Annotated in this window: 12 protein-coding genes; 7 read left to right on the top strand and 5 right to left on the bottom strand. The window is 32.2% G+C overall.

Going from position 1 to position 16047, the window contains the following annotated elements:
* Window positions 1-56 precede the first annotated feature (56 nt).
* From gyrA to Gromo_RS00495, 5 genes are all read left to right on the top strand, one after another.
* The gene (gene gyrA, locus Gromo_RS00515; RefSeq protein WP_231159022.1) at window positions 57-2687 is read left to right on the top strand and encodes a DNA gyrase subunit A; all 2631 of its coding nucleotides are present in this window, start codon (window positions 57-59) and stop codon (window positions 2685-2687) included.
* A gap of 287 nt (window positions 2688-2974) precedes the next feature.
* Window positions 2975-4672 carry a Mur ligase family protein gene (locus Gromo_RS00510; protein ID WP_231159021.1) on the top strand — a complete coding sequence of 566 codons (1698 nt, stop codon included), beginning with the start codon at window positions 2975-2977 and terminating at the stop codon, window positions 4670-4672.
* Between the two features lie 63 nt (window positions 4673-4735).
* Window positions 4736-6307, top strand: a complete 1572-nt coding sequence (locus Gromo_RS00505) for a UDP-N-acetylmuramoyl-tripeptide--D-alanyl-D-alanine ligase (RefSeq protein ID WP_231159020.1) — start codon at window positions 4736-4738, stop codon at window positions 6305-6307.
* Between the two features lie 30 nt (window positions 6308-6337).
* The gene (locus Gromo_RS00500; protein ID WP_231159019.1) at window positions 6338-7327 is read left to right on the top strand and encodes an ACP S-malonyltransferase; all 990 of its coding nucleotides are present in this window, start codon (window positions 6338-6340) and stop codon (window positions 7325-7327) included.
* 126 nt (window positions 7328-7453) lie between these two features.
* On the top strand, window positions 7454-9157 hold the full coding sequence (locus tag Gromo_RS00495) for a S1 RNA-binding domain-containing protein (protein ID WP_231159018.1): 1704 nt from the start codon (window positions 7454-7456) through the stop codon (window positions 9155-9157).
* 519 nt (window positions 9158-9676) lie between these two features.
* Here the strand turns inward: Gromo_RS00495 and Gromo_RS00490 are convergent.
* From Gromo_RS00490 to Gromo_RS00470, 5 genes are all read right to left on the bottom strand, one after another.
* Window positions 9677-10795 carry an acyltransferase family protein gene (locus Gromo_RS00490; protein ID WP_231159017.1) on the bottom strand — a complete coding sequence of 373 codons (1119 nt, stop codon included), beginning with the start codon at window positions 10793-10795 and terminating at the stop codon, window positions 9677-9679.
* 59 nt (window positions 10796-10854) lie between these two features.
* Window positions 10855-12141: a histidine--tRNA ligase gene (gene hisS / locus Gromo_RS00485; protein WP_231159016.1), complete on the bottom strand. Its 1287-nt coding sequence runs from the start codon at window positions 12139-12141 to the stop codon at window positions 10855-10857.
* 618 nt (window positions 12142-12759) lie between these two features.
* Window positions 12760-13698, bottom strand: coding sequence for a D-alanine--D-alanine ligase family protein (locus tag Gromo_RS00480; protein ID WP_231159015.1), 939 nt, complete (start codon window positions 13696-13698; stop codon window positions 12760-12762).
* 149 nt (window positions 13699-13847) lie between these two features.
* On the bottom strand, window positions 13848-14018 hold the full coding sequence (locus tag Gromo_RS00475) for a hypothetical protein (RefSeq protein ID WP_231159014.1): 171 nt from the start codon (window positions 14016-14018) through the stop codon (window positions 13848-13850).
* Window position 14019: 1 nt separating this feature from the next.
* Window positions 14020-14145, bottom strand: coding sequence for a ribosomal protein bL36 (locus tag Gromo_RS00470; RefSeq protein WP_231159013.1), 126 nt, complete (start codon window positions 14143-14145; stop codon window positions 14020-14022).
* A gap of 145 nt (window positions 14146-14290) precedes the next feature.
* On the opposite strand from Gromo_RS00470, the gene acpP reads away from it, so the two are divergent.
* Both acpP and Gromo_RS00460 read left to right on the top strand, forming a co-directional pair.
* Window positions 14291-14566, top strand: a complete 276-nt coding sequence (gene acpP, locus Gromo_RS00465; protein ID WP_231159012.1) for an acyl carrier protein — start codon at window positions 14291-14293, stop codon at window positions 14564-14566.
* A 9-nt stretch (window positions 14567-14575) separates the two neighbouring features.
* Complete coding sequence (locus Gromo_RS00460; protein ID WP_231159011.1) at window positions 14576-15889, top strand: beta-ketoacyl-[acyl-carrier-protein] synthase family protein; 1314 nt, start codon at window positions 14576-14578, stop codon at window positions 15887-15889.
* The last annotated feature ends 158 nt before the right edge of the window (window positions 15890-16047 follow it).

Raw genomic sequence — 16047 nt, 5'->3', positions numbered from 1 at the left:
GGTGTCAGATTGATGATAAAGTATTTGATGCATTTGTGGAAATCTATTTGAATTATATGAATTTTTATGAATTTTTTGAAAATATAGATGTTCACTCTTCATATGAAGATGAAGAAAACAACCAAGAAAGATTGGTAGAATTTGAAAATGAAGTGACGTCGTCATATCTTGACTATGCAATGAGTGTAATAGTAAGTCGAGCTCTTCCTGATGTTCGAGATGGACTCAAACCAGTTCACAGAAGAATTTTATATGCAATGCAAGAGGGAGGGTATTTGCACAATAGAGCATATAAAAAAGCTGCTCGTATAATTGGAGATGTTCTTGGAAAATATCATCCTCATGGAGATGGATCTATATATGATGCAATGGTGAGAATGGCTCAGCCATTTGCTATGATGCATACTTTAGTAGATGGTCAAGGTAACTGGGGTTCTATTGATGGAGATAAAGCAGCAGCTAGCAGGTACACCGAAGCTCGGCTAACATATATTGCAGAGCTGTTGTGTAAAGATTACGACAACTACACTGTAGATTATGAGTCAAATTATGACAATACTTTGACAATTCCTTCAGTTTTACCAGCGATGTTCCCAAATCTGCTGGTTAATGGAGCAAATGGAATTGCAGTTGGAATGGCAACAAATATTCCAACTCATAATTTATCAGAAGTAATCGATGCAACATGTTTATTGATAGACAATCCTTCAGCTACCTTATTTGATTTGCTACAAGTTTTGCCTGGGCCAGATTTTCCAACTGGTGGAATAATAGTATCTCTGCGCGATATAGAGAATACTTATAGAACTGGTAGAGGATCAATTATTTTGCGTGCTCGTTATGATATTGAATCTGTGTCAGACAAAAAAGAGGCTATAGTCATCACAGAAATTCCATATCAAGTGAATAAAGCGAAAATGCTCGAAAAGATATTGGATTTGGTTCAAAAAAAGGAAATTGAAGGCATAGCTGATATGAGAGATGAGTCTGATAGGCATGGAATACGAGTTGTGATAGAAATTAAGAAAGATTTTAATGCAGAAAGAATAGTTTCTCAGTTATTTGCTACATCTCAGATGGAAGTGAGTTTTAGTTTTAATATGCTTGCTCTAAATAACGGCAAGCCTCAGCAGATGGGGTTGATTGATATACTCAGTGCATTTATTGAGTTTAGGAAAGAGGTAATTCAGCGTAGAACAATATACTTTTTATCGAAATGTCAAGCGAGAATTCATATTTTGTATGCTCTCATGCTGTGTATAGATAATATAGATAAAATCATCAGTATTATAAGATCTTCTACTGATTACGCTATTGCTCTAAATGCTTTGATGAATGAAAAATGGACTCTTTCTGATGAATTGATGAAATTTATGAGCTTGTCTAGTTTAGTATATAAGTTTGACGAAAAGCAAGCTCGTGCTATTCTTGACTTAAAACTACACCGACTGACTAAATTGGAAAAAAATGCCCTTTCGGATGAAATAAAGGGATTGTTAGATGAAATTGATGAATACATTAAGATACTTAATATTCCTGAGCGATTGATGTCTGTGATGAAGGAAGAGTTACTCAATATTAAGAAGATGTTTGGAGTTGATAGAAAAACTGAAATCTCTCCTTGTTTATTGGGAATAAATGAAGATTTTTGGGTGCAAAAGGATGATATGGTCGTAACAATAAGCCTTGCTGGATACGTTAAGAGAGTTCCATTAAGTACATACAGACTGCAAAAAAGAGGTGGAAAGGGCAAGACAGGAGTTGGATTAAAGGATGAAGATATTGTCACACGTATGTTCATTGCAAATACTCACTCACATATATTGTTCTTTTCTTCTAATGGTAAGGTCTATAAAGAAAAAGTGTATAAATTACCTTTAGTGAGTGCTCAATCTAGAGGAAAAACGATTATTAATTTGCTACCTCTTGAAGAAAATGAGGTTATATCTGCGATTTTACCTGTAGCATTTAAAGATGAGGCAAATCAAGATTTTGGAAGTAAATATCTCGTATTTGCAACTGCAAAAGGATTTGTACGAAGAAATAAAATTGAAGATTTTGAAAATGTTCGAATAACTGGTAAAATAGCAGTGAAATTGGATGCAAATGATAGGTTGGTATCTGTTTTGGAGTGTTCGGATCATAGCGATATTATGTTAACGACTAAAAATGGTAAAAGTATAAGATTTTCTGTTGATGAAATTAGAGTTTTTGTCGGTAGAGATTCTAGTGGAGTACAAGGAATAAAACTCATTGGAAATGATGAAGTTGTTTCGATGTGTATTTTGAAATCATCAATTGATGTAGAGGGTGATGTAGAGTCTGATATTTCTCATACATTGGGTGACCAATTGATTATGAGTATAAGTGATCATGGATTTGGGAAAATGACATCTGAAAATGCTTATAGAAGGAGCTTAAGGCGAGGGCAGGGAGTTATGTCAATGAAAGTTAAGAATGATGAATTTGTGATTTCTACATTTCCTGTAAATACAAATGATCAGATAATTTTAAGTACAAATCTCGGCCGATTAATTAGATGTAAGGTAAGTGATATCAGAATATCTAGCAGAAACACTCATGGTGTTACGATTTGCAGAATGATAGATGGAGAAAGAGTCGTTTCAGTCGCTTGTCTAGAAAACGATGACGTGGGAGATGATGAAGTAATTGACTCATGTAATTAAATTCTAAAATTCATAAGGTATAAAGCTATATTATCGACATATTATTTGAATTTTAAGCTATTTATTTTAATATATGGACAATTATTATGACAAAAAAAATGATTACTTGATATTTTTAAAAATTATATTTTGCTCTGTATATTTTATAAGAGCTTTTTGGTTCTCATTTTAAATTCACTGTAGCATTATTGAAAATTTGGATTTTTTCTTTATTTATAACTTTTAAAATATTTTGTATTTATATACAATCCATGTATGATTAGCATTTTGCTATGCAGCGAAGGCTTATGTTATTCCCTTTTCAATATTTTTCAGGAGTAAGTTGTGATTCGCGTAAAATTCTTCCCCGCGGAATATTTGTAGCAATAAATGGTTATCAAAGAAATGGGTTTGATTACATTGAAGATGCAATTTCTCGAGGCGCAATCATCGTTTTATACGATACATCTAACTACAATAATGTTTTGCAATTGAGATCAAATTATATTGTTGATAAGAGTTATGAAATTATAAAAAAAATAGGCAGTGATGTAAGTTTTGAGATTAAAAATTCTAAATGTAATAACTTGCAAGAATCATTTGCTAACGAAATTCGAAATATATTAGATAATTATGAAAATAATATTTATCCAAAAGCGATCTTGATAAGAACTGAGTGTTTGATGGAGTTTCTTGCATTCGCTTCTAGGCATTATAACTCTAAACAGCCCAATTTTATGGTTGCAGTGACTGGAACTGATGGAAAAACGTCTATATGTAACATTGCTCAGCAAGTTTTTCGAGAGATGGCAGATTTTTGGAATGGTGAATCTATATGCATAGGAAGTTTGGGTGTGAAAACTGTTTCTTATGTAAAAGGCAATCTAACTGAATCCAGTTTTCCGTTAAAGTCGGCTTTAACAACTCCAAATAGTGAGGAATTTTTTGAAATTTTAAATGAGTTTCATTACTTATCTAACTGTTTTTTTGAAGCTACGAGTATAGGATTGGATCAGCATAGAATAGATTTTGCTAACATTCAAATTGGAGTATTTTCTAATTTTCACGAAGATCATATTGATATACACAAAACATATGAGAACTATTTTAATGCAAAGCTAAGGTTATTTGGGGAATTAATTAATTCTAATGGAGTTGCAATAATAAACGATTCGATTCCTCATTTAGAAAAAATAAAAGACGTTTGTTCCGCTAGAAATATAAAGATCATAAAATATGGAGTAAGAGATGATTCAGATGTCCAGTTAGTATCAACTACGCGTAGGGGAGAGATTTTGGAAGTAGAATTCAATATTTTTGGTATGAGAATATGCACTACAAGCAAGATATTTGCTCAATTTCAAATGCTAAATTTGTGTGCTGTAATATGTATCGCAATCGCAAAATTGCAAATGAATGAATATAGTATTTCGTTAGCTGATTTTGTTAAAAAAATAGCAGAAATTATTCCAAATATCAATTCTGTGTATGGGAGATTATCTAAAATTGATGGTCACGACGTATTTGTGGATAGCGGTCACACTCCAAATGCTATGTTAACCACATTGAGAGACTTGAGAATGACATACGATAAGATTATATTGGTTTTTGGTTGTGGTGGAGATCGAGACAAACATAAAAGAAGAAGAATGGCAGAAATTGCAAAAACTTACGCAGATTTTGTTATAGTTACAGATGATAATCCTAGAAATGAACCTGCTCATTTAATTAGGAGTGAATTATTATCAGCTTCATCTTCATTTATTGAAGTTAGTAACCGACGATATGCAATATCACTTGCTATTCAATTAATGGCATGGATAAATAACTTTACATTTTTAACTCCTTTATTGAAGGAGAAAATGCTAATAAAAAATACTGGCAAATTTTGTGTATTAATAGCTGGAAAAGGTCATGAAAAAGAGCAAATTATTCTTGAAGATCGAATTCCATTTAGTGATTTTGATGCGGTAAAAAATGCGTTAAATGAACTAAATAATGTATGATGTATATACTATTTGCAATTCTATTATATACAGATATAATCTGGCAAATTCTTTACAGCCCTCATGAGCCTTTGGACAGAAGAAGAGATTCAATTGGCTCTAAATTTGAACAAACGCCCGAATTTTGCTTCTGAGTGTACTGGAGTTTCAATTGATACCAGAACTTTGTTGCCTGGAAATATATTCATAGGCATTAAAGGAGATAATTTTGATGGAAATGATTATGGACTTGAAGCACTTAGAAAAGGTGCATGTTTGGTGATATTGGAATCTGATGATTCTATCAGTAATTATGTTGTTTATGTTAAAAGAAGTAAAGATGCTCTTGGGAAAATGGCAAAATTTGCGAGATTCAGAATGACAAATACTAAGATTGTGGCAATTACTGGTAGTGCTGGTAAAACTACGACGAAGGAATTGCTTGCAAAAATCCTTAAAATGAATAGGAATGACGTTTATTACTCGATTAAGAGCTACAACAACTTCATCGGAGTTTGTTTGACAATAATTAATATGCCAAAGTATTGTAACGTTGGTATTTTTGAAGTTGGAACAAATCATATGGGTGAAATTGCTGAGTTGTCTGAAATATTGATGCCTCACATTTCAATTATAACTAGTATATTGCCAGTTCATATGGAATATTTTCGTGTATTGACTAACATTATACAAGAAAAATATAGTTTATTTGATTTTACTTCTACTTTGTGTATTCTGGACATACATGATTATGTTTATATGTGTCCTGAATTGCGAGCTATCAATTTTGTAGAATCAGTGAACACGCATGGCAAGCAGAAGTTTATTGAAAAATATCAAACCTCCATAAATTACGAAGAAAAGTTAAATATTTATGAGAAAATTGCTCAAGAAATTCGAAATAAATTTGCAACATTTGCAAAAAATCTTCTGATAATAAACTATAATTGTCGTTCTTATGAAATAATTAATTTTGTTTCAAGACATTGCGAAAATTGCAATATTTCCGTATTAAATGTTTACCAAAATTTTTCAGAATTAACATGGGAATTTTATTCATCCATTGTACAGTGGAAGAATAACTCCTTTAATAAAAATGCGTATGATATTGATTTTAAGATTTTTATGCAAAATAAAGTTCATGCAGCTCTGATGTTTTGCTTAATAAATGATGAAAAAATGGAATTGAGTCAATCAATTAATTTGCAAGAAGCTTTTTTTTCTCAAGATTCATTTGAAGAGATAAGCGGACGAGGAAAAGCATTTACCTTTCAAGAAAATGTAAAAATTATAGATGAGAGTTATAACGCAAATCCAATGTCAGTGATTGAGTCTATAAAAAATGCCTATGTCAACCATGATAAAAATAAGTTGATATGCGTGCTGGGTGATATGAGTGAAATTGGAGATCGTTCTGCTTATTACCATTCTTTAGTGTTGGATTTTGCTTTGCTTTTATCAAACGATGTGTTAGCTTTTGGAGAGAGAATGAAGATTGCAAGCGAAAATGTAATTTTACCTGCTAATTTGAAATTTTTCGATAATTGTGATGATATTGTTGAAGTTTTGTCAAAAGAGACAAATTGTAGTGTTTTGGTTAAAGGCTCACGAAGAATGAATATGGATAAAATAATTAACAGATTTCGTTCTTTATGATAAAATTCACCGCATTTTTTTTATTTTTTTATGCACTATGTCTTTATGTTTTCGGGCCAAGGAACTCAGTTTGTTGGAATGACAAGAGTTTTATATTATAAATCTGTAGAAGTGAAAATGATAATAGATTATGCAGATGATTTTTTACAAAAAAATTGTAATATTGCTTGTTCTATCAGAGATTTGATGTTCAATGGACCAGAAGATCTGCTTGCTCAGACGATGTATTCTCAATTAGCAATTTTTATATCAGAGGTGGCGATATTTAAGAAATTTATAGATCATTATGTAGATATTTCCATTGTAACTGAGCGTTGTAGTAAAAATTTTGTGAAATTTTGTAAACTTAACTCAAATACAAATTTCTCGTTTTGTGGGCATTCCTTAGGTGAATATTCTGCTTTATGTTGTGCAGGAGTTATTGATTTTGAGAGCGCATTATCATTGATTGTGAAGAGGGGGCAGCTTATGATGAATGCACCTAAAGGTGGCATGGTAGCTGTACTTGGTGTCGATGATAAGATTCATGATATTGTGCATTATGCTACAGAGAATGGAGATATTTGCGTTATTGCTAATTATAATTGTAATGGTCAAATAGTTTTAAGTGGTACAGAAAATGCTATTGCTAGAGTTGTTGAATTTTGTGAAGATAATACAATAAAACATATAAAGTTGCCTGTAAGTGGAGGATTTCATTCTCCGTTGATGATTGATGCACAAAATATTTTTGCTGAAGAATTAAAAAAAGTGAGATTTTTTGATGCAATTGGTGACTTTTATTCGTCTATTTCAGGAATCACAAATCCAATTACTAATGGAAATGATATTAAAGATATTATGATGATTCAGATGGTAAGCTCTGTGATGTGGATAGAAACGATGAAGAGTATAAAATGTATATCTGAGGTTGATGATAATACAAAATTTATTGAAATTTCTCCGAAAAGTGTATTGAAAAGTCTCGCAAAAAAAACAGGATTTGATGTGATGTGGGCAAATTTTGATGATATCCTGTGATTGGAATTTATTCAAACATTTGAATTAAACCATTTGAATTATAAGAAATATATGGTTAATTTCTATATATCTTGAAAAAAAATTATATCTTATGTAAAATCCATATTATTATTTGTTCTTTTTGTTTTGTTGTATTTTATAGAAAATTCTGAAAGTTTTTCTGATCACGAGGAAAATTTTGAAAAAATGCTTGACTCTTCCATGAATAAGATGAGCTTCAAAGAAGGAGAGATAATTTCTGGAAGAGTCACTAAAGTTGATGATGGTCTTGTTTATTTGGATGTGGGAATGAAATCTCTTGGCAAGGTTCCTTTGACTGAGTTCGAATCCGAAGATATTCGGGTTGGAATGAATGTTGATGTAATTCTCATGAGTATTGAGAAGGGAGACGGATCTGTCGGTTTGAGTCGTGAAGAAGTTAAGAAATCAGAGGTGAAGAAAAAGTTGAAGTCTTCATTTGAAAATGGAGAGAAAGTTCTGGCAACTGTAGTAGGTGTTATGAGAAATGGTAGCTATACTTTAAGCTTGTCCGGAGGGATTTTAGCTCATATGCCTTCGAATAATGTTGAGAAAGGAAGACCAAATTATCCGCTTAATTCCTCTATATATGTTACTATTCAGTCCATGGATGCTACTTGTAGTAAGATTATTGTGTCTTCAAGAGGGGCGGCCGATATTGATAAAAAAGCAGCAAAGAGAGAATTTGCGAAAACATTAAGTGAAGGGCAAATTTTGAGAGGGTGCTTGGTGAAAAATACTACCGATTACGGTGCTTTTGTTTCGTTGGATGGACAAGGAATGCATGACGGATTGGTCCATGTGACTGATATGTCCTGGAAGAGAGTGTCTAGCCCTGCAAGTGCTGGTATAAATGTTGGAGATACCATTGATGTTATAATTCTGTCCATCGATAGAGATAATGGAAACATTTCCCTTGGTGTCAAACAATTGAGTGAAGATCCTTGGGTTGTGATAGGCAGAGATCTCAAAGTCGGAGATTCTGTTCGTGGAAAAGTGACTAATATTGCAGATTATGGTGTATTCATAGAGTTACTCGATTATGGAATTGAGGGACTTGCTCACTTGTCTGAGTTGAGTTGGGTATCTAAGAATGTTGCTCCAAGTGAGGTCGTGACCGTTGGACAGGCTGTGATGTGCATTGTTTTAAATATTGACACCGCGCAACGGAGAATTTCTTTAAGTTTGAAGAGGCATTCTCCTGATCCTAGGCTTATAAATCCTGAGGATTATCCATTTGGGAAAGAAATTGATGGTAAAGTTATGAAAGTCACTCCATTTGGGTTGACCATTGAAGCTGAAAGTGGGGTTAGAGGGTTGGTTCATATATCAGATATGTCTTGGACATCTGATGGAGTCGATCTTTTGAAAAATTATAAAGATGGTGATGCTATAAAAGTTAAGGTCATTGGCACAAGTCCAGAAAAAAATAAGCTAAAATTGAGTTTAAAACATTTTACTGATAATCCTTATAAGGATAAGGCTAGTAAGTTAGCTGTTGGGAATGTTGTTACATGTACTGTTTCTGGTGTATTGTATTCTGAGGTTGAAGTTATTATTGAGGAAGGGATTGGCTTGAAGGGATTTATCAAGAGGTCTGAACTTTCTATGGATAAGTCTCAAAATAGAGTTGATCGTTTTAAACTAGGCGAAAAAATTGAAGCTAAAATTGTTTCTGTACGGGATGATGGTTCGAAGGTTGAGCTTTCTATTGCTCGATGTGAGCATGAAGATCACAAGAAAAATATGCAAGAATTTGCAAGTACCGCTGCTTCTTCTGCTTCTTTATCAGATTTTTTGTCTGATAAATAATATTAGTTACTTTTTGCGATTTACTGGAATTATATGTGCTTCGATTGATTTCTGAAAATTCGATAGTGCGCATAAATTCATACATATCTGATATGTGATATGAATGAGTCCTGCTAAGCATGTATGTGTATTTTTACAAAAATGATGTCACTTACGGTCTTAATCTTGATCAAATCCTGTGTATATTATTTTTTCAAAATTCAAATGTGTTTTTAATTATATATTCATTTAAGTTGTCATACTGATAATTAAGTTTATCTCAATAACAATTATACGGTTTGTTTTGAGCTATATTCAATGCAAGCTAAATATTAATTCTTTCAACCAATCAATAGATTATAAATTCTCGTAACGATGATATGAATGAAGTGTAATTCAAAATTATTTGATTCTCTTGAATATTCTGTCATAAAATTTGAAAACAACTTTTGTCAACTAAACATGTCTTTTTAAAAATCGTACACGTTTGAGAGGTTTTTAAAATATTGCACAAATTTTAGTGAATTTTTCTTAAAATGGTTAGAATATCTGTTTCCCTATCTGAATAAATGGCTTTTCAACGAATCTGTATGCTATATATGATGCGATGATGGAGTATGCAGTTGCACTTATTATTCCGAGAAAAATATTATCGACGAAAATATAAATTATTACGAATCCTGGGACTGCGTGCGATAGGTATATCGAGTAGCTCATATCTGAGATTTTAGAAAAAATTTCTGTCAATTTATTGCTTTTTTTATTCTCTTTTTTCATGTGTATCAATAAGCAGATCATGAATATGATAAATGCTGATATTGCTTGCAATGACTCGAAAAGTGGAGCTAATTTGTATTTGTCTGAGTATCTATAATATACTTCGCAGGCGAAAACTCCCAAAAAACTACAAGATATTAAAAATGTCAAAGAGATAGATATGACCTTTTTGTAGAAAAAGTATAAAATTATGCCAATAAATATGATATTCATATATTTTATATTGTACTTGGTGATGAATGCGTAATAATTTAGATCTGATCCAAATGGATTGCTAATTGGATCGATTAATGTCAATCCGTAAAATGCACTATTCATTAAAATAAAATATATTAGTATTTTTTTTATATTCAAATTTTTGATGGAATTGTATAATAAGAGCGATAAAATGTAGAATTTAATTTCTATTTCTAGCGTCCAAGATACAATGTCAAAGTTCTGATATACGTATCCAAATACATCACCTAATAAAAATACTCTAGGAAGCAAATCAGAAGCGCTGTATGGGAATGCGTATCCACTATATTCAGATGCTATAAATATGAATATCAGAGATATCGTGCCGCAAAAAATGTAAGTGGGATATATTCGAAAAATTCTTTGCTTGATAAATTCCATGCGAGAGTATCTCTCTAAGCTAAATGGTATCAAAAATCCACTTATTATGAAAAATATATTCACAGCCAAATGACCGAAATTAAAGTGAATTGATTCGAGTGCCGCTGCAAATGCTGGAATTTTTGGCATTTTTGGAATACTGCAGAGTGAGGATATGTCGTACAACCAAATATCATGAAAATAATGCTGAAAGATCACAACTATAGCTGATATTCCTCTTAAAATGTTAGCAAATACTATGCGTGAATTAAGTCTATAAGACACTGTAAGAATCGAATATATATCAAGAAGGTTATCACTTCATGTATTCATTTTCAATGAGTTTATATTAGTAGCTTTTCTTTTATAGATATAAATTCTTGTTCAATATTTGATGTGCTGATTGTTAGCTGAGTTTCACTCTTTTGCATATTTTTTACTATACACTCTTGGCGTGAAACTTCTTCTGGACCTAAAATCACACATATACTTATATTCCTATTATTTGCCATTTTTAGGCATTTTGATAGAGTTTGCTCGCTTATTATTTCGCAATTTAGTTTGATTCTTCTAATTTTTGTAGCGATGATCAATGCCTCTTTCATTGCTGTATCGTTCTCATCTGCAAAGACTACAATTCCAATGTTGTTAGCTTTTTGAGGAGATTGGTACGATTCTTCAATCATCATCATTGCTCGATCTATTCCAAGTGACCATCCTACAGCTGGAATTTTTTTGCTGATAATCTTTTGTGAAAGGCTATCGTATCGTCCTCCTGCTAAAATGGTTGATTGAGCTCCAAACGAATCAATTTTGAATTCAAAAACCGTGTCGCTATAATAGTCCAAACCTCGGACCAGTTTATCATTTATGCAAAAATCGACTGATAATGCAGATAAATAATTCATCACTTTTTCAAAGAATTTTCTTGATTCATAACTTAAATATTCGAGTATTTTAGGAGCATCATTAATGATCTCTTGATCACACTCAAATTTTGAGTCGAAAATTCTCAATGGATTTTTGTACATTTTATTTTTGCTTTCATTTGACAATCCATTTATGTGTTTTTCATAATAATTTATGAGAATTTGTCGATAATTTTCTCTTGTTTTTACATCTCCTAAAGTGTTAATTTCTAGTCTGTAGGGATTGATTCCGATCGAATTCAAACAATCTTGTGCGCATTTTATCAATTCTGCATCTATGAATGATGAATCGTATCCCAATAGTTCTACACTAAATTGGTTCATTTGTCTTAGTCTACCTTTTTGTGGACGTTCATATCTGAACATTGGGCCGTATGTGAAAAATCTTTTTGGCATATCGTATATTAAGTTATTTGATGAGATAAATCGCATGACAGAAGTTGTACTTTCTGGCCTGAGGACTACCTTTTCCGATGATTCTCTTTTCAAATTATTACTATTCACTTTGTACATTTCTCTTTGTACTATGTCAGACAGTTCTCCAACTGATGTTGAAAATAGCTCTTCGTGTTCAAAAATAGGAACAGATATTTCATCAATATTGTACAAATTCATTTGCGATTTCATTTGACTTATGATGGTATTGAAAAGTTGGCAATCGATTATAGAAAAATCTTTTGTTCCTCTTATTGGCCGCAACATTCAGTGTTAATACGAATATGCACATTGTTTCATACATGAGAAAATTTTACAATATTTCAAAATTGACGTACAGCAATGCTCTTTGAGTTATATTTTTATGATATTTATCTGTCATCTAAATGAAACTTGAGATTAAATCTCTTTAGCATATTTTGTATCATTATGTTCAAAATCTGTTTATATTTTTCTTATAAAAATGAGAAGAGACTAAATATAAAATACACTCTCCAATCTATTGAGTCATTGGACTTTTGTGTATTATGACTGCCACCATCTTAAATAATCTTAATTATGTACTAAGTTCATTAATTTTATATTAAGTAAAACGATGCGATTTTTTAGAGCATAAAATTTTTTGGAAACTTATTTGTTTTTGATAGTATAGTGTGAAAAATAGTAACTATGTGGTATAATAAACGAAAAAAATGCTCATATTTATTATGTCACATGCCTTGGTAATCACTAAATAGACATAAATGTTTAAGGATGAATGATCTTATTGTGATTGTTTTATGATATTTCTCATGAGGACTATTTGTCCTGACTTTTTTTGAAATATATGAAATGTCCATTAACATTTTCACCTATTTTAGTTATACGAAATGGCGCAAACTCAGTTTACTCTCTAATAATAGTAGATTGTATCATTACGGAAAGTATCTCCTTTAGAGATATTGATTTTGCCTTCAAAATGCTTGGAATTATTGACACTTCGCCTAATCCAGGCTGAGTATTTGTCTCTAGATAGTATATGCCGCGATATTCTGGAATTTGTGGATCGTATATGAAATCGCTTCTGGTTATTCCATTACATCCAATTGTGGAGTGCATTTTTTCAGCCATTCCGCATGTGATATCTCTCACAACTTTGTCATGAAAAATTTTATAATTATGAGCTTCAGGATCGTATTTTTCTTTGTTACCAAAGAAATTTCCGTTATGATCAATTTCTATACACTCCATTGCCACGCCAAACAAAACAGGAACTGTTAATTCTATTCCTTGAATAAATTCCTGAACCATTACATGTTTATCGTAAACATTTTTTCCTTCTTCAGAAGATAAGTATGCATTTGCATCGTCTTTATCTGATGACGATTTTATCAATTTCACTCCGACACTCGACCCACTACAAATTGGCTTTATGATATGTATTCCCCAATATTTTTTGGCTATGTATTCATCATAATGCATTACTTGATATAGAGGGTATTTCAAACCAATTGCATCTGCGATCAGATAAGATATGCGCTTGTTCATTGCAATTGCAGAAGCGCAAACTCCAGAGTGAGTGTAAGGTATATTGAAATACTCCAGTATAGCCTGAATTTTACCATCTTCAAAAAATTTCCCATGAAGAGCATTAAACACTAAGTCAGGTTTTTTAGAAATATTTAACAAATATTTTACTAAATCTATCTTTGATACATCAAGTACTTCAACACTTTGCTTAAGGTCATCTTTCAAGCAAGCAACTACGTTTTTGCCAGTTTCCAATGAAATATCAAACTCTTCTGAGGATCCGCCAACTAAAACAAGTATATCGTATTTATTCATTCAGGTTCCTTTGCAAAATTCCAGTAATCTATTAAACAAGAATAAGGCAAAATCAAAATAACACAAGTATAATTTATAATTAATTGAGATTATGCAAGAACTTCAGCTACATAAACAATATCGTTATATGTTCTATCGAATTCGTAAAATCACTCTTCAGTATGATGCAACCATTTCTCTACAGATTCATCTCCGGAATTGATTTTGTTTAGTGAAAAAAGCGCCAAGTTACCGTAATTTCTGTAAGAAATAGAAGAAATATCAATATGTCTAGCTAAATTAGCTGATGCAATAACCAACTCAAAATCAGAATATTTCATATTATCCCTGTCTAGCCTTGTAACGTGGATACTTTTTATTGATAACTCTCAATTTCCCCTTTCTGCGAACCAGTATACAACCGGAGTGGCGTAATAATTTCGATTTGAGAGAAGAACAAACTTGCATTGAATGAAAAAGTAAAATAATCTCAATGGTATTCTGTAAAAAAAAAAAGATCAATACATTTGTTATAAAATTTCATTCAATATCTATCTGGTATATTCATTTTTTTTTTGATATATTGTCTACGAAGTTTTTTTTACGGAGATGTATGAATCCTTGTGCGTATTCAGAAGAAGATATCAAGGCAAAGGTAATCGAAATAGTTCGATCTAAGCTTTCTGTAGATCCTGGAGTCAACATATCGGACGATACTAATTTTGTGAATGATTTAGGTGCAGATAGTTTGGATTCTGTTGAGTTGATAATGGAAATAGAAAAAAGTTTTGATATTGAAATAGGGGATGAAATTGCAAAGAATATTACATCAATTAAAGGAACAATTGATGCGATCTCGTCTAGATTATCAGAGAAAAATGCAACTTAGGTGATAGTAGTGAGAAAAAGAGTTGTTATAACCGGAATTGGTATAGTAAGCCCTCTTGGTTGTGGAGTTGATTTAAATTGGAAGAGATTGATCGCTGGAGATTCTGGAATAAGATATCTGCATGAAAAAGAATTCTTTGATTCGCCAGTTAAAATTGCTGGAGTTGTGCCTAAAGGGGAAAATGATGGTGAGCTTTTAGCCACTAAGTATTTTTCGTTGAAAGATATTAATTTAAAGAAAAATGGTCAATTCGTTTTGTATGCTGTTGCGGCTGCTGAAGAAGCTATAAAGATGGCACATTGGTACCCTTCAAATGAATATCAAAAATGCAGAACAGGAGTCATAATAGGTGCAGGAATTGGTGGCCTTGAAGAAATATATAATGCTTCGACAAGTTTATTATCTTCAGGTAAGGTCAGTACATTTTTTGTTCCTTCTTCACTGATTAACATATCCTCAGCCATGATTGCGATAAAAAATGATTTTAGAGGTCATAATAGCTCGATTGTTACGGCTTGCGCTTCTGGTGCGGATTCAATTGGTGCAGCATTTGATATGATTCAATGTGGACGGGCTGATGTATTTATTGCTGGAGGAGCTGAATCTACAGTTACACCACTAGGAATTGCTGGTTTTAATGCACTTACAGCGCTTGCAAGAAATTGCGAAGAAAGTCCGGAAAGGGCTTCTTGTCCCTACGATTTAGCAAGAAAAGGATTCATAATCAGTGAAGGTGCTGGAGTTTTGGTTATGGAAAATCTGGATCATGCTGTTTCTAGGGGGGCTAGAATCCTAGCGGAGCTAGTTGGTTATGGTAATTCTAGCGATGCTTATCATATTACTGCACCTCAAGAGAGTGGATATGGAGCATATAGGGCTATGAATTTAGCTTTGAAAGAAGCTGAAATCTCTGTTGATCAGATTTCTTATATAAATGGACATGGCACTTCAACTCCTGCTGGTGATTTGGCAGAAATTCAAGCTGTGCTTAGGCTTTTTGGAATTGAAACGTCTGTTAATGAATGTGGACTTATTGATCATAATATTGGTATCTTAAATGAACCTTTGGTAAATATGTCTTCGACAAAATCTGCAATTGGACATGCATTGGGTGCAGCTGGAGGGATTGAGGCGATTTATGTTATAATGTCGTTGATGAATGGAACTTTACCTCCTACATTAAATATAAAGAATCCGTTAACGGAGTTGATAAATTTCATTCCTACTGCGCAATCTGTGAGTAATTTTAACTATGCGATGTCAAACTCTTTTGGGTTTGGAGGTACTAATTCTTGCTTAATTTTTAAGAAGTGGAATGAATGAATTTTGCACGTAGTTTGAGTATTTTTTTGTGAAGATTTGTATGGTGTAGTCTATTTCAATCCTATAGTTGTGTTAACCATTCGGTAAATATTGATGATTTTATTATGTTAACGGAGTCGGTTGAAGTCTATGAACTCCTGATTCAAATTTGAACTTAT

Source organism: Candidatus Gromoviella agglomerans (assembly GCF_021065005.1).
Lineage (GTDB): Bacteria > Pseudomonadota > Alphaproteobacteria > CAJXXZ01.
Note: the sequence above shows the minus strand (reverse complement) of the source record. Positions and strands in the feature narration are given on the sequence as shown.